Genomic DNA, 19,367 nt, shown 5'->3' with positions numbered 1-19,367 from the left:
CTTTTATCACTGGGATTTTTATGCATAACCATAGGTATACAAAGCATACAGATATTCTCTGGATACTTTAGAATCACATGATAAAGGTATTCTTAAACTGGGTACAAAAAACTAAGCCCTCCTAAAAAAGGACATCTAATTATTTGTTTCCGCTATCAAATTGACAGTTTATTTAAGAATACCTTGCCGCATATTTATTAACTCCTTTTAAATAGTCACTTAAATAATAGCACATAAGAGCATATTTGTAAAGGAATCTCCAATTTTTTATCAAAAAGAGTACATGATTACAAAGTATCTGTAATCATGTACCAATATTTGTTATTTTACAATCTTCCAATTACTCCCGTTCTTTTCAAGTACCAAATCAAATTGAGATACCTGCGTTGCTTTGGTCTGCTGGTCGATATACTCCACTGTCAGCGATACCGTGACTTGATTATCCTTACGATTGTGAATAGGATTTACCAGTTCTTGAAAGATGTACTCTTTTCCGATTGGTTTTAATATCCCGTCATTCACATAGTAGGAAAGTTCACTGGCTGTCGCTGTAGGATAGAGCTTGAAGAACGTCGTTAAAAACTCATTGATTTCATTGGTTGTAATGGAATCAACCGTCCCCTCACTTTCAATGGCTTTTGGTTTATAACTTGATTTCTTAGGTATGTTGGTAATGGTCGGATTCTTAACCAGTACCATATTTCCAGAACCATCTACATAGACACTCACTATATAAGCAGAGTGGACGGTCTTTGTATTTTCTCCCTCTGTAATGAGCTGGTCTACACTGTAGGTTACATTAAACTCATTGTCGCCAGTTGGCTCTACCGTCCATATCTGAAATCCTCTTACAGAAGACGATACAGGAATATCTTTGCGTACTGTATCAACATTGAGAGCTTGAAGTTCATCTGTCAGATAGCCTTTTAGACTTTCCATTCGATTATCAATGGACTTATCGGATTGCTCCCATGAATAGTAGACTTTCGCAAAGTTCTCTACAAAATTTTCTACATGATGAGTATCAACGTATTCCTTTTCTATGATAGTTGTTTCGTGAATAGTATGAGTATCTATAGCTGTAAAGTGCTTGAATATCGCAAAGCTGAAACTAAGCCCTAAAAGTACCCACAAGGCAATCACAACCTTTTTATGAGGATTGACCTTATAGACACGAGGTTTCTTTTCCTTTGGTATCTGTTTTTCTTTATTCTGATTTTTTCTAAATTTCATCATTAAATCTTCCTTTCTCATTGTTTGATTCGTCCTGCTCCCACTAAATGCTGTTGCCAGTAGGGGCTTGTTAAGTCGGCATAACCGATTGGGTCGCCTGCATGAAACATACGGTTATTGCCAAGGTATATCCCAACATGAGTAATATAAGAGCCAGCGTTATAGGTAGAATGAAAGAAAACCAAATCGCCAGCTTGTGCTTCCGATAGTGGGATATGCTGGGTCACATCATATTGCTGTTGTGCGGTTCGTGGTAAGTTAATTCCAGCTTTTCCATACGTCCATTGTGTCAGTCCGCTACAATCAAAAGAAGTAGTCGGGGAAGCTCCACCGTAAACGTATCGCCAGCCCTCATATTTCAGTGCTTCGTCCATGATGGCTTGTACCGTATCATCATCAAACTCTGTTGTGACAAGATACTGCGTTACCAGTTGCACATAAAACATATTGCCATAGTTGTATCGCCAGCCCCCATTGATAGGTATGGCTATGGGATTGGGGTAAGACACTTTTTCGCCACCTGAATACTCTTTTGAGAAACTTTGAGCCAGTTCAAAGGTATATTTATTTCCACGATTAGCCACATACCCTAAGAAACCACCACCATAATTGTAGGACTGGATAACCGATTCTAAATCTACACTGAGCCTTTCGCTACTGGCTAATAATTCACTGAAATACTTCACACCTTGCTTAATGGATTCTTCTGTACTCAATGAATTAGGTGGAAGACCGAGGGATTCCGAGGACTGCATAACATCTTCCGCAGTACCGCCCGATTCCACCTGTATAATCGCAAGAAGTATGTTGACATATTCTTCAACGCCATATTCTTTGGCATATTTTTCTACCATAGGCTTATGAGCCAGCACTTCTGCGGAAACATTCACACCTCCATAATGAATATTGGAAATTCCGCTGTCCTGTTCATCTGAAAATAAAATGGCAACAAACAGAAGCAGTGAGAAGACCATCAAGAATAATCCAGAACCACCAATCACTAAAGTTTTCAACTTCATGGTTTCTTACCGACTTTCTTAATGGTGGCGGTTTTGATTGGTGGTCTACTTCTTGTATTTTGTAGTGGTACTCTTTGAACAGTAGACGGACGTTCTTTTGTGATTGGACGTTGTGAAGTTCTATCTGCTGTAGTGGTTGAAGTTGCTGGCTTTTGAACGGTTTTTTCTTGAACGGTATTGCCTTGGCGTTCCACTTTTGGACTTGAAAAATCGGACTTAACTGCTGGACGCTCTTGTTTGGCTTGTTGAGATTCCTTATATGAAGTCTGAATATTAGACTGTTTTGAGGTCTGTTCATCATGATATTGTTCTTGTCTTGTAGTCGGTCTTTCATGAACAGAAGAAGCAGGCTGTTTTTTCTGTTTGACCTGTTCCATTTCAGAGCGACGCTTCGCAATGGTTTTTCGCCTTTGTTCCTGCTGTTCCTTGCGTCCACTGGCTCTGTCCGCTTTGGTTTGAGAAATACTACTGGTTAAATCACGGACATTCTCTTTTACTTTGGATTTTCCTTGATATACTGCATATCTTGCATTGGTCGGCAAATCTTTAACCTGTTCTTTCAAACCACTAGCAGTGTCTACCATTCTGTCTTTGGTATCAGCTACTGTACCGATGGTTTGACCGATACGTTTTCCAAGTGTTGATTTTTCCTTTCCGTCTGGTCGGGAGTGATCTGCTTGTGTCCTTGCAGAACTCCCCGAACCCGACTGTCCTTTTTTACCTGTAACAATGGCAGACCCAGCCCCTAGAGTAGTCATGGAACGTCCAAGTTTCCGCTGTAGACGGTGCATGTGAGCGTGCATAAGCATACGAGGTTTTCTCATCACACGACTTCCCACACTTTGAGAATCGTTACTCTGTAGAGAAAACATACTCATTAAATCGCCCAGCTTGAAGTAGATTCCTGCAAAGGTCACAATCTGTAGAAAAGCAATCAAAAAGAACGGATAACCAGCCGATAAGGTATAGAGCATGGTTGAAATACTAAATGCTGTCGTAATAATCAATGTGATTCCAGCTCGTGTCAAAATGGTATTAAAGAGCTTTGTTATGGCTCGTTTTGACATACCATCAAATGATGGAATCATGCTTAAAATAAAGCTCACAGGCAGAAACATAGCATAGATGATAAAAAGTACCTGCGAGAAAATCATGATTCCTGTTAATAGGAATACAAATATGGAAATCCCAATATTGAAGACAAATAGGAAGAAGACTGTACCTAAACGGTTAATGGTCTTTGTAATGGTTAGATTGGTATTGCTTCTGTCTTCAATTTCTTCCGCAACAATTTTTTCTCTGTCTTCGCCATTGTTGGAATCTGGGCTGGTGGAGAGCAGGCTTTCCACACGGTCAATACCGATACTTTCAATGTCTGAACTGTTGTATTGAAGCAGTAGCCACGGTTGCTGAACCTGTATGGAAAACAGGCTATCTCTGATTAAGTCCACGCTGTCCTTGCCTTGACTATCGGAATGGGGCATGACAATCTTCGTGCCAAGTGATAAACTGGCATTACTGATGTCTGATGAAAAGTCATTGATTTTTTTAATGTAGTCGGGAGCGTAGGCAATAAAGGAAGCCGATAGGATAAACACCAGCACAAAATTCATAATGGCATGAATTGCCTTTGTGGTTTCTCTCTTTATCAGTCCCGTATAGGCAACATAAACCCCAAGAACCAAAATCAAGAGTAAGAGGAATCCAACATAGAAACCCTCTGTTGAAAATCCGTTTGCACTCACACCAGCTAAGGTCTGCATATTCTTACCAATGGAATCTGCTGTAGCGAAAATGAAGTCTAAGGAATAGGCTTCCTGTACTAAGTAACCTGTCGCATTGGAAACATACAAACTGATTGTCCAAATAAAATTGGTAATGGCATATAGTCCATACATGACCTGTTTTCCAATCCCGTCCGACCAGTTCCACGGAAGCCAGCCCCAGCTATTATCCACATAAAAATCCAGTTGATAGTTTTCAAGTGGGTATCGGCTGTATTCATTTGCCACATTGACCGTATCATCTACCAAGCCCGCAGCTTGAACCACCGTTCCCAGCATGGCTAAAAGAAAAATGGCAATCACAAGTGTGAAAGCCACTGTCATTGCCACTTTACCTAGACGTTTCAGCGTCCAGTTTGATTTTATTCTGTTTACTATTGATGGTTTCACATTTACACCTCTTTTCGCACAGGTGGTCTGGTATCAAAGGCATGGAGCAGTTCTTCAAATACAGGGTGGAACTGTATCACACCGACACGACCATATAAATCACTGATAAGGCATTGCCCGTTTTCCAAATCACGCAATCGCTTCTGATTGTTTTCGTCCTCTGGGTCTACACCAAAAAAGGCTAAGGTCTTTTTAATCTCGTTAAGGTCAGTGGAACGAAATGCAAATTTTAAGCCGAGGTTATTTTTCAGTTTTTCATCTAAGAGGTCGTCTGTATTTTGGGTCACGAAATATACCCCAGCGTTCATAGCACGACCAGCCCGAACCAGCTTCATAGATAGTGTTTTTCCTTGTGCTACCTGTAAAAAGCTCCATGCTTCGTCTAAATCTACAATCTTGAAAATGCTTCGGTCTGTATGGATAAAGTCTAAAGCAAAGGTACTAATGACAATCAGCATAGCAACGGATAAAAGCTCCATAGTGGTATATTCCTCAAAGGAAGTTTCCTTGTCGGGAAGTACCAAGTCCGCAACCTGTATAATGTTCAGTTGTTTTTCTAAGCTGATAGACTGCTCCACATAACCATTACTGAATAATAAATGTGCAAAGTCATAGTCTGTAAAACTTTCGATATGGTCGGCTATACTGGTACTTAGTGGCGTATTCTCAACCCGTAATTCCTCAATCACTTTCATCAACCCTCGTACTTCACTATTGGTTACTGCACGAATGGCTTTTCTAAGGATTGGGAAGCGTTCCCCATCACGAGAGGAAATCCCCGTAAGGAATGTCAGAATATCAATAGCCAGTGATTCAGAATCTTTGGGATTTTTCATAATCACATAAGGGTCAAGTAAGCCTTTGTTTTTCTCATCAGAAGTCAGAGTGACGATATTGATTTCATGGGAAATCTCTGGCAAGGTTTCTTTCCATCTGCCACGTTCTGCTTTTGGGTCTACAATCACTGCTTGTGCCCCATAAAGCACCGCATAATAGACGATAAGGTTATTCGCAAAGGATTTACCACCACCCAGCGAACCAACAAAAGCCGACGCTAACGCATTGGTTACTGAACCCTTAACCCCTTGACTGGCAAGAGCAGGTTTCAGATAGACATTGCGTCCAGTATCTAAGCTGTAGCCAACATAAATCCCCTCATTTTCCCCCAGCATTTGAGTAGCACCAAAACCTAAACCAGCGAGGAAATCAGAGGTCACGTATTGAATATAATCATTCATATAACGCTTGCTGGCAGGTAAAAATTCTTCATGTAAGCCGAGCATATCCCCAAATGGTCGTACCAGTTTTACGCTTAAATCGTCATAAAAATCTTTCACTTCATTACAACGACGTTTGAGTTCGTCAAGATCATTTGCTGATACCCTTACCACATAAGACAGCTTGTACATAGATTCCTTGCTTTGGTCTAAATTGGTTTCCAGCTCATTCACACTTTCCAGAGCTTCCGCCACATTGGAGCTGGTTTCATTATCACTTTGCCAAGCGTGGTTATCCAAGTCTTTCAGTTCTTTCTTTTTATTGCGGACAGTAGATAGGGCTTTACGATTCGCTACAATTTCCACATTCATTGACGTATCAATCGGGAATGTAAATTGCTGTTGCTGGTAGTAGAAGATTTCAGAGGACGGGAAGTCCAGTTCTCCGACAATGCTGTTAATGGTAAAGTAAGCTACATAGACGGTTTCATCTTCCTGCTGGATTTTCAAATATCGCTGTTTTTCTTCCACCAAACAGCGAGTAGGCTTAATCAAGTCATAGTATTTAATCAGCGTTTCATTATCCAGCTTTTTCTTTGATAGATGGTACTCATACTCTTCATAGGCAGTGCCTGTCTGTCCGTAAAGGTGTTCAATCAGATAGCCGAAGTCGTCCTTATCTAACCTGCGGATTTTGAAACGACGAGAGATTTTATTTTCTAAGAGCTTTTCCATCTTCTGAAAACGCAGGATTTCATCATTACTCATACTAACAAAATCGCCCATCAGCTTATGGTTCACATCATAGACAAAATCAGACAAAGCATTTTTTGCTTCAACGGTAAGACTTTTCATAGAAAACTCCTGATCGTTGAGAAGCAACTTAAAGCCGATAAAGAAACGGTAGTTCACTTGATTTTCGCCAATCATGGATATTAAAGCGTCTGTCTGTTGGTCGATTTTGTCATAGGCAACCGCTTTGAGCTTGCCAGTGACTTCATTTTTGGAACGCTCTTGTGCAGAACGTATGCTGGATTCTGTACTGATTTGTAAAGCATGAATTTTGCCATCACGATTTTGTGCGATAAGCTGTCTGAAAGAATCATGCACTTGTATTTTCTGTTCTGGACTTAGAAATGAGTAATTGTAAGGAACAAGCTCATAGTAAGCATAACATTCCCCGTCTTTATTCCAGACGAGATTGTTTTCAATGTATTTAATTGGATATGCCATAAAATTCACTCCTAACTGCTGTAATGGCTTCTTGTGGCTGGTTTCTGCCAAGCGTTACTTTTTTTCCTGCATAGGTCAGCTTTGGTCGCAGTGCATAAGCAATGACAGACTTCAAAAATCCATAAGGCTTTTTACCATCAAAAGTTTTTGTAGACATAAACCATGTGAAAGCCACAGGAATCCCAAAGTATTTGAGAAATGCTCCCTCTATCATGGAAAGAGGGGGCAAGTTGCCAAGTATCATCACTGCAAAGAGTGACACGACAAACCATGTCATTTGCGTAAAGGTTATGGGAAACGGAAGTCTAAAATCATTGATAGAATACAGTACCTTTTCCACAGACCAGATACTGGTATAGCTTCGTATTTTCTTCATGTAATCAATCCTTTCATAAAAAATAGGGGTAGCTGATTGAGCCACCCCGTAAAATAGAAAATCTGCCAGTAGTAATGTACCGACAGATTTAATAGACGATTTCAAAAATCCCATGATTGGTTGAGATAAACGTTCCTGAAAGGTCTAAATCCCGACCATAGGCTTGATAATCAATATAGTTTTGAAGACTAGCTGGTACTTCGCCTAAAGCACCCGTTTCTTCAATGTAGTAGCGTGCCACGTCATACATATCATCACAATCGGAATGAATGATAATATCCTCTTGATGTTCGCTTAGTTCTTCAATGCTTGAAAAATGAGTGAGCAGAGCAGATAGCTCCGATTGTAATTCTTCGGGTAATTCCGATACCATTTCCCATAGTCGATTGAGTTCGCCAATGGAAGTGTATTCGTCAACCGTAAAGGGTAACTCGTAGTCATGAATGGCGTATTCCTCATATTCATCATTCAAGCCGATTTTCTCTTTGACTTCCTCAAAGTCAATGGGAAAGGTAAACCACGCACCGACCAATTCGCCCTCATTGTATTTGCCTAAATTCGCAATATAGACTTGCATATCGTCCATATATTCACGTCCTTTCTTTGTAGAGATTCAAAAATCCCTACCGCACTTCGTTTGGTGTACCATTCCTTTGCGGAACATAAGAAAACCACTTATATTCCACAAAAGAACGGTTTTATTTAAGCACCAATAATGCGATTGAATAGCTCTAGTAAAATGTCTTTTACTCCAGCAGCGTTGAAGACTAAGCCAACCGCAATAATCGCAATAATTAAAAAGCCAATCAGTTTGCTAAACTCACGCTTGAAGCCAAGATACAAGCCAATCACAACGATTGCTAAAAGCACCAGTGATTGAGCGTTTGATAGAAACCAGTTATAAAGGTTTTGTCCAAAATTCATAAAAATGTTCTCCTCTCTATATTCAATGAATTTGTATTTGAGTTATTTTTTTGGGGTATACACTTTCTGGTATGGATAGAGATTCCATGCCAGATTTTTTTATACAAAAAAGAGGACATTTGCTGTCCCCTCGTTATACAATCAATTCACCACAAAAATCATGAAAGAAGGTTAAACAAATGTCCCATAATGATTCTATCCTAAATATTCTTGGAATTAAAGATAAAAATATTAAAATTATTTCTGTTGAAGAAGCTGAACACAACAACGATTCTGTTAAAGAGTATATAACGCTAATAACAGCTACTCTTTCTTATCCGATTAATCGTTGTCGTAACTGTGGCTTTCCCACAGTTAATAAGGATGGCTTTCGCAAAACTCATGTACGACTGGCAAGTTTAAATGGGAGAAGATATGAACTAGAGCTTCGTAAACAACGCTATAAATGTAAATCATGCCATACTACTTTTGGTGCTATTACTAATTTAACCAAAGAAAATCAAACCTTATCCAGTGATCTCAAAAATCAAATCATGCTTTTAGCTCGTAAAGGCTTATCTGGTCAGCTTATTGCTGAAATGTGTCACTGCTCTCCTAGCAGTGTTCGTCGAACAATCTTAGAGCGCATGGAACCACACTATCGTGTGGCTAAGTTGCCTAAGCATCTATGTTTTGACGAGTTTCGTTCAATTAAGTCTGTGATGTCCTTTATCTGTTGTGACGCTGAAACCCACCAAATTGTCACAAAGTTACAGGATCGTCTATCACCTACCATTGTTGATTATTTTGAAAGTCGTTATTCAAAAGCCGAACGCGAATGCGTTCAATCAGTTGTAATTGATTTAAATGCTCAATATCAAAGTTTTATCTATCGCCTTTTCCCTAATGCCAATATCATTATTGATCGCTTCCACCTTGTACAATTAGCTGGTCGCGCTTTGGACAATTGTCGTATCTCTATCCTAAAGCAACTTGATAAACAGAGCCAAGAATATAAAATTATGAAGTCACATTGGAAGCTATTCCATAAAAAAGCTGAAGATCTTCACCCTGAAGAAGTAGTTTTTCTTCGCGGCGTTAAACAATATATGACTCGCCAAAATGCTGTTGATCTCATTACTAGTAAATTTTCCAAGTTCGCTGAAGTATACCAAACTTACCAAGATATCACGAAAGCCCTAAACGAGCGCAATAGTGAATTACTAGAGTCAACCATCTTAGACTACCAAAAAACCAATACAGAAATGGATACTGCTATTCAAACCCTTCGTCAAAACAGAAAATATGTCTTAAATAGCGCTAAATTTGAATACTCTAATGGTCCTTTAGAAGGCATCAATCGCAAAATCAAAACCCTAAAACGAACTTGTTATGGTTTTGCCAATCAAAAATTTTTCTTTTTAAGAATCGATTGTATTTTTTCGTAAAAAAATACCCCCTACATTTTCGTAGGAAGTATTTTTAGTCAACCATACCAGTTGACAGATATCCCACTTAGGACATTTTCCTACAAGGGGTCCCGAGCGCTTAGTGGGAATTTGTACCCCTTATCGATACAAATTCCCCGTAGGCGCTAGGGACCTCTTTAGCTTCTTGGAAGCTGTCAGTAGTATATCTAATAATTTATCTCCATTCCCTTTAGTAACGTGTAACTTTCCAAATTTAAAAAAGCGACTCATAGAATTATTTCCTCCCGTTAAATAATAGATAACTATTAAAAATAGACAATACTTGCTCATAAGTAATGGTACTTAAATTGTTTACTTTGGCGTGTTTCATTGCTTGATGAAACTGATTTTTAGTAAACAGTTGACGATATTCTCGATTGACCCATTTTGAAACAAAGTACGTATATAGCTTCCAATATTTATCTGGAACATCTGTGGTATGGCGGGTAAGTTTTATTAAGACACTGTTTACTTTTGGTTTAGGATGAAAGCATTCCGCTGGCAGCTTAAGCAATTGCTGAATCGAGACTTGAGTGTGCAAGAGCAACCCTAGTGTTCGGTGAATATCCAAGGTACGCTTGTAGAATCCTTCTTCAACAATCAGATAGATGTCAGACGCACGGCTTTCAAAAACCACTTTTTTAATAATTTGTGTGCTTAAATGGTAAGGAATATTCCCAACAATTTTATACCTCTGTTTGTTAGGGAATTGAAACTGTAGAATATCTTGGTGAATTAAAGTGACACGAGTATTCAGTTTTAATTTTTCTGACGATAAGTTGAATAGATGACTGTCTAATTCAATAGACGTTACCTGTTTACTTATTTTAGCCAGTTTCGTCGTTAAATGCCCTTTACCTGTTCCAATTTCGTAAACGGTATCGGTTTCTTTTAAATTCAATTGTTTTATTATTTGGTTGAGTACTTTTTCACTCGTTAAAAAGTTTTGAGAATATTTTATATTTTTGTTCATGTAATCTCTCCTGAAGTGATTACATCTATAAACAAATACAGAAGTTAAACGATTTGTTTGTAATTTTAGTTATCTGTTTAAAAAGTCATAAGATTAGTCACTGGTAGGAATTAATCTAACGTATTTATTTATCTGCGTAATCACTGTTTTTAGTCTGTTTCAAAACAGTAGATGTTTTATCTACATTACGCATTTGGAATACCAACATGACGAATCCCTCCTTCTTAATTACAAATTTTTAGCATCTAATTTAACTTCAATTCCTATTATACAAAATTTTAAGATAATGCACTATCAACACACTCTTAAGTTTGCTTCTAAGTCTTATTTCCATAACTTCTTTTACGTTTCCGCCATTCTTTGCTGTTTCGATTTTTATGATATGGTGCAAGTCAGCACGAACACGAACCGTCTTATCTCCCATTATATCTTTTTTTGGATATCTGTCAACTGGTATGGTTGACAGATATCCTTTTTTTGTTGTTATCACGTCCTGTTCTTTTACTGACTGTTGCTTCAAAATCTGCTTGTGTCGGTCTGTCAGTTTCGCATGGTCGAGAATGTCTTTTACAACCTGCGTCTGGTTGATTTCATCAAGTTTAATCGCAACCTTTAAGGTCGGGGCAACTTGATGAGATAGCCAGTTCAGCGTCCTTTGGAAGGAGTAAGGCTCTGGTTTTGTGGTTAGTTTTAATCGTTCACGATTGTTCCCAATAAACCAAGCCCATTCTTCATTCAGTTTCCAATCAGAACGAGGTTTGGAATCGTCTTTATCTACAAAACGGATATACCGATTGATAATTTTAAAGGCGGTATGCTCTGGATTGTCATAGACGAGTAAATCACGGACTGCATAATAGGCACGCTCATTTTTCAATCGAATCTCAAAACGGTTTTTTACTTCTGCGTCTTCAATGGGAATATCATTTTTCTTGTACTGCTCGTAGTCCTTTTCATAGATACAGAAATAAACTTCACTTTGTAATGAACCGATATAGAGGGTGTTTCCCATACATTCCTTTTCCTCTTTGCGTACCAGTTCGCCACTGCGATAGCTTTTAAAACTGCGGAAGACGGAGATACATTCTTCCTGTTGGCACTTTTCAGTGAGTACAGGGATATTTAAAATCCCTGTCTTATCGTTAATGGCAAGGTCAAGGCGTTTCATCACACCGCCAGCCACCAAAACGTCCATAAAGAACTCATACCAGCTTCTTTGTTGTGCCAGAAGATAGCTTTCAAATTGTCTGCACCCACGACCTTTCAATTCCACCAGAACTCCTTTGTCCAGTTCATGGGAGCAAAGGACGAATATGTCGCCTAAAGCATAATGCTCTGAATAAGAATAGAAACCATAGTCCTCATGAAGAAAATAGGACAGTTTCAGTTGTAAGATGTTTTCGACCACCTGCTGTACGTCTGTTGTCGGAAAGCGAATTCTTACATAATCAAACAGCATTTCAAGGGGAGCGTCGGGATTGAAGCGTTCCAGAGCTTCCCAAAGGGACTGCTGTAAATCCTCTGATGGCTTGACTTTTCCTGTTTCAATATCGCTTAGATACTGCCTTGTAATACCAGTCGCAACAGCTAAACGGTTTTGAGATAGTCCATAAGCCAAGCGTTTTTCTTTTAAATGCTGTAACCAAGTTTGTTCATTCAGTAAAAATCCCTCCAATCAAAAAGGCGTATGTCAACTTTTAAAGCCCATTTGACATACGCTGAAATTTTGTAAATCCCTTGTAACCAAAGGATTTTCTAATGTTTTTTTGACTGTTTCCTGTCGATTTGTACCCCCCTGTTAGATACGGGGGGTTAAGTGCTGGCGTGGCTATTGCCACACCAGCCAGCAAGATCAGTCCACACCTGCGACTTCCGCTTCGCACGTCGCCTGCGTGGACTGTCTGCTGTTGGATAACTTTTTAATTTCCTCCAAGAAATCATATCCTTTTGGTACAAGGGGAGTATAAAACTCTGATATGACACTTGTTCCTACATCAACATAGCCACGACCTTTGATTCGCTTTAAGAAGAAATCCTTTTGTACGTCACTGCCAAACATCATGCCATAGCCCATTTCAGACATACGACCTAAAGCCACTCTGAAATTAAACTGATCACGGATTCCGTCGCCTAAATATTTTGCGTCTGGACGTTGACAAGCCAGTATTAGAAAGAAGCCAGCTTGACGACCTAACATGACAATCTGTTTCAGCTTATTCATAACTGCGGTGTTTTCTTTTGTTCCCAGCATTTCCATGAAAGCGACGTATTCATCAAAGATTAAGAAGTGTGCCGGGAGACCTAAGTAAGCATAATTTTTGCCAGTCTTATAGTTCTTCATCTGCTTCATTTCCTCACTACGTTTCATCATTTCTTCATAGAATGTTTCAATGCAAGAAAGCAAGTCTTCTTTTCTATAGTAGACATTTGCCATCACAGAACCTAAGTCCGCAAGATCAGCATTTTTCGGGTCAAGAATATACAGTTTTGAATCTGTATGAAGCAAGGCTTCAATCAGTGTCAGTATAAAGTAAGTTTTACCGCCACCTGTACCACCAGCAATCAACATATGAGGGAGCTTATCATATTCCCACCATACGTTTTTCATTAAGCGAAGTTTACCATCTTTAGCTTCTACTTCATCAATAGAAATACGACTGGCTATGGTGTCATAGAGCAAAGTATATTCCACATAGGAATCCTTTAACTCTTTATCCGTCAGCTCACAGTACAAGCCACTCTCTAATTTCTTTTCCAAGTGTAAGAGTTGGTCTTGATATTTTCCCAGCGTGATTTCCACCCGTATCTGTATCAAGCCATTTTTAAGTCGATAATACATTTTAGGGAAGTAGGTTATCTTTTCCTTTGTACGACCAGCACTATCTTTAAAGAAACCCTCTGTTTTGACCTGTTCAGATTCATACCACTTGTTTTCAAGTATCATCTTTGCCAGTTTTTGACGGTGGTAAAGTTGTTTAACCGTATCATAGCGAACCCGTTTGAATACAAACGCTACCAGCAAGCAGATAAGAATTGCGACACTGAAACTGATAATTAAATAGGGAATGTCAATCTTATCTGCTTGTGATAGGTTAAAATCCTGCCAGTTGATCTGCTGGATTGTCTTCACATGAAACAGTCCGACAACCAGCAGGAAAACAGGCAGGAGTGACGCTATCGTAAAATGAAAGACTAAATCTTTACCAGATGGGCGAATCCTTTTACCACGCTGTTTCATGCGAAAAAGTCTCCTTTCTACCTAGCGACTATTTGTCTTGTGTCGGTTCTTTCTTTGCTTGTGGTTGAGCTTTGAATGAACTAGAATCCTTTGTCAGCACAATATCGTCTGCCTTGATATACCAGTCAACATCTGCTCCTTGATAGGTGGCAGTAGCAACGGTGTCCGCAATGGGATTGATAAGTTCCACCCGTGCGTTATAATCAAACTCTTTCAAAGGCACGCTGGCAGGAATACTTACTTGAATCATGCGTCCTTGTCCTTTGGATTTTAAGTCATAGGTACGTTCCTTGATTTCATCTGAAACCGACCCGTCTTCATTTTGGATTCTCACTTCACGACGTAGAGCAGAGAATTTCAATTCTCCAAAAGTCGTGTCTTTATCTAATACAATGCCATTTGCTAATCTCATCATTTTTCCTCTCTTTCTTTATTCTTTTATCATGTCGTCAGCATGTAAAAGGTAATTTGTAAAACCACGAGTGCCGATTTTGTAGCCCTCTGCGGTAATACGTGGATTGACTAACTTCACACGTTCCTCAAAGCCGAAATGTTTTTCGCCAGCTTCAGCAGGAAGCACCACCACAATATCATCTGCTCTTTGAACATCAGAATAGAGATTATAGCTTCTTGATAAGACAGTTAGCCGTCCGTTGATTCTTCGCTGAACGACTTTATCCTCGCCAGCAAATTCTAAATTGCCGAATGTTTTTTCCATGTTGGGAATCACAAATTTAAGTTCCATATTTTTACCTATCCTTTCTTTTTTATTGGCTGAATGAATGTTTGATGGTCTTAAAGAGTGGGGAACGACCTTTTGATTCTTGATTTTTTGTTTTCATAAGTTCACTTCCTTTCAAAATCGGGTAAAAAAATAGACACCTCATTTTTTGAAGTGTCTACCTATTAAATATTCAAATTTTATTGGAAGTATCTTTATATCTTCACTTTTCAAGGATAAATCGTCGTATCAAAGCTCATTCATAAGTAGTAAATTAGTAGTAAATTGAGTGGTTTTGACCTTGATAAAGTGTGATAAGTCCAGTTTTTATGCGGATAACTAGATTTTTATGCTATTTTTCATATAAAAATATTCAAGCAGGAGAATTCCAGATTGCTATTGCTGGTCCAAGTTTTCTACAAAGTGAAATCATAAGTATTGAAAATATGTTACCTTTAAGTGGATCATCTGTAGAAATTAACTCTCCGGCTTTTTCAACTGGTTTAACGGAATTAGATAAACAACAAGAACTTTCTGAAATTTCTATGTATCTAGATATATCTGGTATGGTAGCATCATCTCATGAAATGGCAATGTTAAGTATCTTAAACTCGATGTTAACTGGTATTAAAGATTCATTATTAGGCCATAAGTTAAGGACACAAAAGCAATGGATATATAGTATTGTATCATACCCAATATTTTATAGTAATATGACTTTACTAAAAATAGTAACTATAACACCTACAATCTATAAGAAAAAATTGATTAAAACACTGGAGAACAATCTTGTTAATGAATCCGATTTATCTGATGAACTATTATTTTATAAGGCTAAAAAAAGAGTAATCAATGAATTGTACATAAATTGTGAAGTTAATAAAAATGAATATTTAAAAACAATTTGTAGAGAAAAATTATTTGATATTCCAAGTTGGGATAGTATTGCTGAAGAGCTGGAATTGATTTCTTTAGATGAATTAAAAAGTTTTTCAAAAAAAGCAATTATTCAAAATAGGAATTACCACATTGTAATAAAATGATAATATTTTTTTTGTAGTAATCTTTATAATTTTTGTATAATGTTTTATTGAATAATTCAAAAATTTTTAAAGCATCTTCTATTTTTAAAATTGATTTTTGATTATGATGAAATTTAAGTTCAAAAAATCCTTCTAAATACAAAAGAATAGTTTGTTCAAAAAAATCTGTGGAATTAGATAATATATTCTTAGTAGCTTGTTCTAAAAATAAAGCTTCCTCATATAAGCTGTTTTCAATCATAATAAGAAGTGAATTAAGAAGTAATTGAACGAGAGCTTGTTTATTTCTAGGTATAGAACTATACAACTTTCCTTTTTTAAGCGCCTCTTTGGCATATCTAAATAATAAATTTGGTAATATTGCTCGACAACAATTTCCAAGAATAAGAATTTCGTAATATCCCCAGTTTTCAACAGAAAATAAATAATTAGTAAGATAAGAGGTGTCTTGATTACTCAATTGATGAGTATTATCAATTCCATAGATAATACTTTCAATGAAAATAGCGTTTAACTTATGATAATGAGATTTGGTTTCTCTAAACAGTTCCATCTCTTTGCTTACCATATTAAGTAATGATTTGATTTCTTGATTGTATGCAGCCTGTTGAACTAAGCGTATCAAGGTATTGAAGTCTGAAGGCTGATAATTATTACATGAAAGCAAAAACTCCTCTAGTGTTACACCTATTTTTTCAAGTAGATATAATAATTTAAAAAATGAGATTTCTGTCTCTCCTAATTCAAATCTAGATATTTGAGACTTTGAAATTTCTGCACCTGCTAATGAAGAAATAGAAATACCTTTTCCTTCTCGTATTTTTCTATAAGTTTCACCTATAATCATATTTATCTCCATTTACCATAAAAAATCATTAGAAAGCGTGACAGATTATGAAAAAATACTATCAAATTTTTTTATTACTATTTGATATTATCATTATTATTGGATTATATCAATAACATTAATGAGTCTGGGTAAAAACTCAATTTCAGGAGTAAATGAAATGAATATTCCCATAATAAAACGCATTATATCAAGTTTTTTGGACAGCCTTTGTTCGAAAATTATTTTAACTCATAGTTGATGATTCCATAAATTGAAAAGTTTTATACTTAGCATTAAAATGCTCAATTTTAATACGTATTACAAGTATCTCTATTAAACTTCTTATCCTCTTCAGTCAATAGATGCTTTTTAGAATTTTTAACAGGAATGAAGGTTATATTATGAATATTCATAATGCATAAATAATCCAAATACAGAAAATCAAGTGATTGCTCTGGCAAACTTGACCTATCCTTTCTTAAAAAGAGTAAAATCATGTGTATGACCTTCTTAAAAAACTAATTAGCAGGCATGAAGTGGTGTTAAATCGAGTATGATTTGTGTCTTCATGGTGTGTCTCTTTTTTCCTGAATAATTTTACTTTGGTTTCTTTTAGGACGTTGAAATAGGACTTTCTATGACATCAATAGCTATAGTGACACTTGCTGCTTTTAAGTTGTCTAAGGCAAATAGACCTGAAGAACGAAGAGTATCTTCTACCAATATTATCGTTCGGTGACTGTCGCTAATCCAAGACCAAAATCAAAAGCTAGGAGACGTAGAGTTGGTCAATAGAATAAATAACGCAAGTTTAGCATCAACTGTTTTTATAGACTTAGCGTTTTTGGACGTCCTCCTTTATAGTGTTTGGTTTTATAAGCTTTATTTAGACAGGATATCTTCGTTGGGAAGGTGTCCTTTTTTACACTAATAAATAATTTAAAGTTCTCAGAAGTTAGTTGCATGATCTTTTGTAAATAGTTTTCTTAACTATAGTATAGCATAGTACAGTATGCATTTTATTTTTTTCCAATAAGTCTATTATACTTCAAAGACAGCTAGTTTTATTTTTTTCTCTGAACTGTACGATTTTGCGCCTGAAATGTAGGAATTACCTTTCGTTGTGATGTGATAAAACTTACAAGTTCTTTTTGTTATTCTTGACCTAGTTTTTATAGAAAGAAGGTCTAAGATGTTAAATAAAGTCAAAACTAAAGCCTTAATTAGTGTTGGAGCAGTGGCTGCAACTAGCTTTATTCTCATGATGGGATATACTGCTGGTCAACATTCTACTGCTAAACAAAGTCGTAAAGAGATTGAATTGGCTGCAGCTAAACTTGTAGAGGACAAACAAGCAGAAGATAAAGCAAGTATTTTGTCATCAGATACTGTAAAAGAATTTTTGACACAGTACTATACGAAAGAAAAGCTCGGAGAAAATAATACACGTATTCAACCTTATATGACTGAATCAGCTTATTCTCAAGAATTGTCAAGTCAAAATGATGCCATGAACCAAGTGTATAAGGATTATATTTTGGATTATCATTTTGAAAAAGCTGATATCTTTGTCAATCAGACTACGAATCAAGCCATTGCTATGGTGTCTTATAATGTAACCTATGTATCCGATTTAAAGAATGCCAACCAATCAAAGACCAATCAGACAGAAACCAGAACGGTTAAGTTGTCTTATTCGAAACTACCAGATAAGTTATTGGTCAATCAAGTACAGGTTTGGAAATCTGGGTTAGATGATTTAGATAATGCAACTCCTAAAACTTTAGAAGAATCATCATCAATACCATCACTGCCAAATACTACGACAAAATGATGATATTGCATGGGAATAGAAGAATGTAAGCAAATTTCAATTCTTGATGTAGCCAATCGTTTAGGTATCTCCTTTAAACAAGTTTCGAGCAGTGTCTATGAACATCCTGAACACGATTCATTTCGGATTTTTTCAACTACCAATACTTTTAAATGGTTTTCAAGAGATATTCAAGGTGATGTCATTGATTTTGTTCGACTTGTTAAGGGAATTTCCTTTAAAGAAGCTCTAGCCTTTCTTTCTGAAGAATCTTTTCAAAAAGAAGCTATTCAAGAAAAAAGAGAGAGACCATTTTATTATCCTTTAAAGAGAGTAGAAGATTCTAACTGCAGTTTGACTAGATATTACTTAACAGAATGTAGAGGAATCTCAGAAGAAATCATACAAAAGATGATTCAACAAGGTTTGATAGCACAAGCTAGTTGGAAAACAAATGAAACAGTTGAACCTGTTAACGTTTTTAAAAGCTTTGATCATCGCCACAAGCTGCAGGCAGCAAGCTTACAAGGGATATATAAGAATCACTCTCTTCCTAGAGAGAGGCTAAAAACGATTCTAAAAGGAAGCCATGGACACGTTGGAATATCCTTTGATATTGGTAAACCAAATAGACTGGTCTTTTGTGAATCGTTTATCGACTTGATGAGCTATTACGAACTTCATCAACAAAGTCTAACTGATGTTCGTTTGGTATCTATGGAGGGATTAAAAAGATCTGTTGTCGCTTATCAAACTTTACGACTGATAGCTGAAGAAAATCAGAAGTTGGAATTTTTGGATACAGTAATACCTTCAAAGTTATTGCCTTTGATCAATACAATTCGTGATACCACTACCTATTTCGATAATCATCCTGATTTATTGACACTTGCGGTAGATTGTGATGATGCAGGAAAAGATTTTTCTGATAAGTTATCTCAATCAGGATTTCCTGTTTTTCTGGATTTGCCTGATAATGAATCTGGGAAAGAAAAAGTAGACTGGAATGATGTCCTTAGAGAAAAGAAATCAGATTTACAATTGATGATCGAGACTGCAAAAGAGACATTGAGGAATCAACCAGTAAGACAAACCTCTCAATGTTTAGAATTGTGATAACAAAATC

General features: G+C 37.0%; 20 protein-coding genes and 1 pseudogene. 4 read left to right on the top strand and 17 right to left on the bottom strand.

What is annotated here, in order from left to right; translation table 11 throughout:
* The 8 genes from SMIDD28_RS11875 to SMIDD28_RS05370 form a co-directional block, all read right to left on the bottom strand.
* The coding region (locus SMIDD28_RS11875; protein WP_081103222.1) for a tetracycline resistance determinant leader peptide at positions 1-77 on the bottom strand (77 nt) is incomplete at its 3' end.
* A 244-nt stretch (positions 78-321) separates the two neighbouring features.
* Positions 322-1,254, bottom strand: a complete 933-nt coding sequence (locus SMIDD28_RS05400) for a conjugal transfer protein (protein ID WP_001224319.1) — start codon at positions 1,252-1,254, stop codon at positions 322-324.
* Positions 1,251-2,252, bottom strand: a complete 1,002-nt coding sequence (locus SMIDD28_RS05395; RefSeq protein WP_000769868.1) for a bifunctional lytic transglycosylase/C40 family peptidase — start codon at positions 2,250-2,252, stop codon at positions 1,251-1,253. Before SMIDD28_RS05395 ends, SMIDD28_RS05400 begins: the two co-directional genes overlap by 4 nt.
* Entirely contained in the window at positions 2,249-4,426 is a 2,178-nt protein-coding gene (locus tag SMIDD28_RS05390; protein ID WP_061425191.1) for a CD3337/EF1877 family mobilome membrane protein, read from the bottom strand. Before SMIDD28_RS05390 ends, SMIDD28_RS05395 begins: the two co-directional genes overlap by 4 nt.
* A gap of 2 nt (positions 4,427-4,428) precedes the next feature.
* Positions 4,429-6,876, bottom strand: coding sequence for a conjugal transfer ATPase TcpF (locus SMIDD28_RS05385; RefSeq protein WP_000331160.1), 2,448 nt, complete (start codon positions 6,874-6,876; stop codon positions 4,429-4,431).
* On the bottom strand, positions 6,860-7,252 hold the full coding sequence (locus tag SMIDD28_RS05380; protein ID WP_000723888.1) for a conjugal transfer protein: 393 nt from the start codon (positions 7,250-7,252) through the stop codon (positions 6,860-6,862). Before SMIDD28_RS05380 ends, SMIDD28_RS05385 begins: the two co-directional genes overlap by 17 nt.
* An 88-nt stretch (positions 7,253-7,340) precedes the next feature.
* Entirely contained in the window at positions 7,341-7,838 is a 498-nt protein-coding gene (locus SMIDD28_RS05375; RefSeq protein WP_000342539.1) for an antirestriction protein ArdA, read from the bottom strand.
* Positions 7,839-7,954: 116 nt separating this feature from the next.
* Positions 7,955-8,176, bottom strand: a complete 222-nt coding sequence (locus SMIDD28_RS05370) for a hypothetical protein (protein WP_001009056.1) — start codon at positions 8,174-8,176, stop codon at positions 7,955-7,957.
* Between the two features lie 179 nt (positions 8,177-8,355).
* On the opposite strand from SMIDD28_RS05370, the gene SMIDD28_RS05365 reads away from it, so the two are divergent.
* Complete coding sequence (locus SMIDD28_RS05365; RefSeq protein WP_000019067.1) at positions 8,356-9,603, top strand: ISL3 family transposase; 1,248 nt, start codon at positions 8,356-8,358, stop codon at positions 9,601-9,603.
* A gap of 256 nt (positions 9,604-9,859) precedes the next feature.
* On the opposite strand, the gene erm(B) is transcribed toward SMIDD28_RS05365, so the two are convergent.
* From erm(B) to SMIDD28_RS05335, 8 genes and pseudogenes are all read right to left on the bottom strand, one after another.
* Complete coding sequence (erm(B), locus tag SMIDD28_RS05360; RefSeq protein ID WP_001038795.1) at positions 9,860-10,597, bottom strand: 23S rRNA (adenine(2058)-N(6))-methyltransferase Erm(B); 738 nt, start codon at positions 10,595-10,597, stop codon at positions 9,860-9,862.
* 124 nt (positions 10,598-10,721) lie between these two features.
* On the bottom strand, positions 10,722-10,805 hold the full coding sequence (locus SMIDD28_RS05355) for a 23S rRNA methyltransferase attenuation leader peptide (protein WP_001814874.1): 84 nt from the start codon (positions 10,803-10,805) through the stop codon (positions 10,722-10,724).
* A 48-nt stretch (positions 10,806-10,853) separates the two neighbouring features.
* Entirely contained in the window at positions 10,854-11,021 is a 168-nt protein-coding gene (locus SMIDD28_RS12175) for an MLS leader peptide (RefSeq protein WP_000502600.1), read from the bottom strand.
* Between the two features lie 48 nt (positions 11,022-11,069).
* Positions 11,070-12,272: pseudogene (gene mobT / locus SMIDD28_RS05350) on the bottom strand (MobT family relaxase); the annotation flags it as partial.
* Positions 12,273-12,294: 22 nt separating this feature from the next.
* Positions 12,295-12,447, bottom strand: coding sequence for a hypothetical protein (locus tag SMIDD28_RS11070; RefSeq protein ID WP_000879507.1), 153 nt, complete (start codon positions 12,445-12,447; stop codon positions 12,295-12,297).
* A gap of 2 nt (positions 12,448-12,449) precedes the next feature.
* Positions 12,450-13,835: an FtsK/SpoIIIE domain-containing protein gene (locus tag SMIDD28_RS05345; protein WP_000813488.1), complete on the bottom strand. Its 1,386-nt coding sequence runs from the start codon at positions 13,833-13,835 to the stop codon at positions 12,450-12,452.
* Positions 13,836-13,863: 28 nt separating this feature from the next.
* Positions 13,864-14,250 (bottom strand): YdcP family protein, encoded by a 387-nt coding sequence (locus SMIDD28_RS05340; RefSeq protein WP_000985015.1) that lies wholly within the window; start codon positions 14,248-14,250, stop codon positions 13,864-13,866.
* Positions 14,251-14,265: 15 nt separating this feature from the next.
* Positions 14,266-14,580: a YdcP family protein gene (locus tag SMIDD28_RS05335; RefSeq protein ID WP_000420682.1), complete on the bottom strand. Its 315-nt coding sequence runs from the start codon at positions 14,578-14,580 to the stop codon at positions 14,266-14,268.
* Positions 14,581-14,867: 287 nt separating this feature from the next.
* Here SMIDD28_RS05335 and SMIDD28_RS05330 point away from each other — a divergent pair, with 287 nt between their 5' ends.
* Positions 14,868-15,599, top strand: coding sequence for an insulinase family protein (locus SMIDD28_RS05330; RefSeq protein WP_231075143.1), 732 nt, complete (start codon positions 14,868-14,870; stop codon positions 15,597-15,599).
* Here SMIDD28_RS05330 and SMIDD28_RS05325 read toward each other — a convergent pair.
* A complete protein-coding gene (locus SMIDD28_RS05325) occupies positions 15,562-16,446 on the bottom strand; it encodes a helix-turn-helix domain-containing protein (RefSeq protein WP_000583376.1) in 885 nt (294 codons plus the stop codon). The genes SMIDD28_RS05330 and SMIDD28_RS05325 overlap by 38 nt on opposite strands.
* A gap of 1,174 nt (positions 16,447-17,620) precedes the next feature.
* Between SMIDD28_RS05325 and SMIDD28_RS05320 the strand changes: the two genes are divergently transcribed.
* On the top strand, positions 17,621-18,262 hold the full coding sequence (locus SMIDD28_RS05320; RefSeq protein ID WP_000933080.1) for a hypothetical protein: 642 nt from the start codon (positions 17,621-17,623) through the stop codon (positions 18,260-18,262).
* 9 nt (positions 18,263-18,271) lie between these two features.
* Positions 18,272-19,357, top strand: coding sequence for a toprim domain-containing protein (locus SMIDD28_RS05315; protein WP_061425190.1), 1,086 nt, complete (start codon positions 18,272-18,274; stop codon positions 19,355-19,357).
* Positions 19,358-19,367 lie beyond the last annotated feature (10 nt).

It is taken from the genome of Streptococcus mitis (assembly GCF_001579045.1).
Lineage (GTDB): Bacteria > Bacillota > Bacilli > Lactobacillales > Streptococcaceae > Streptococcus > Streptococcus mitis_D.
Note: the sequence above shows the minus strand (reverse complement) of the source record. Positions and strands in the feature narration are given on the sequence as shown.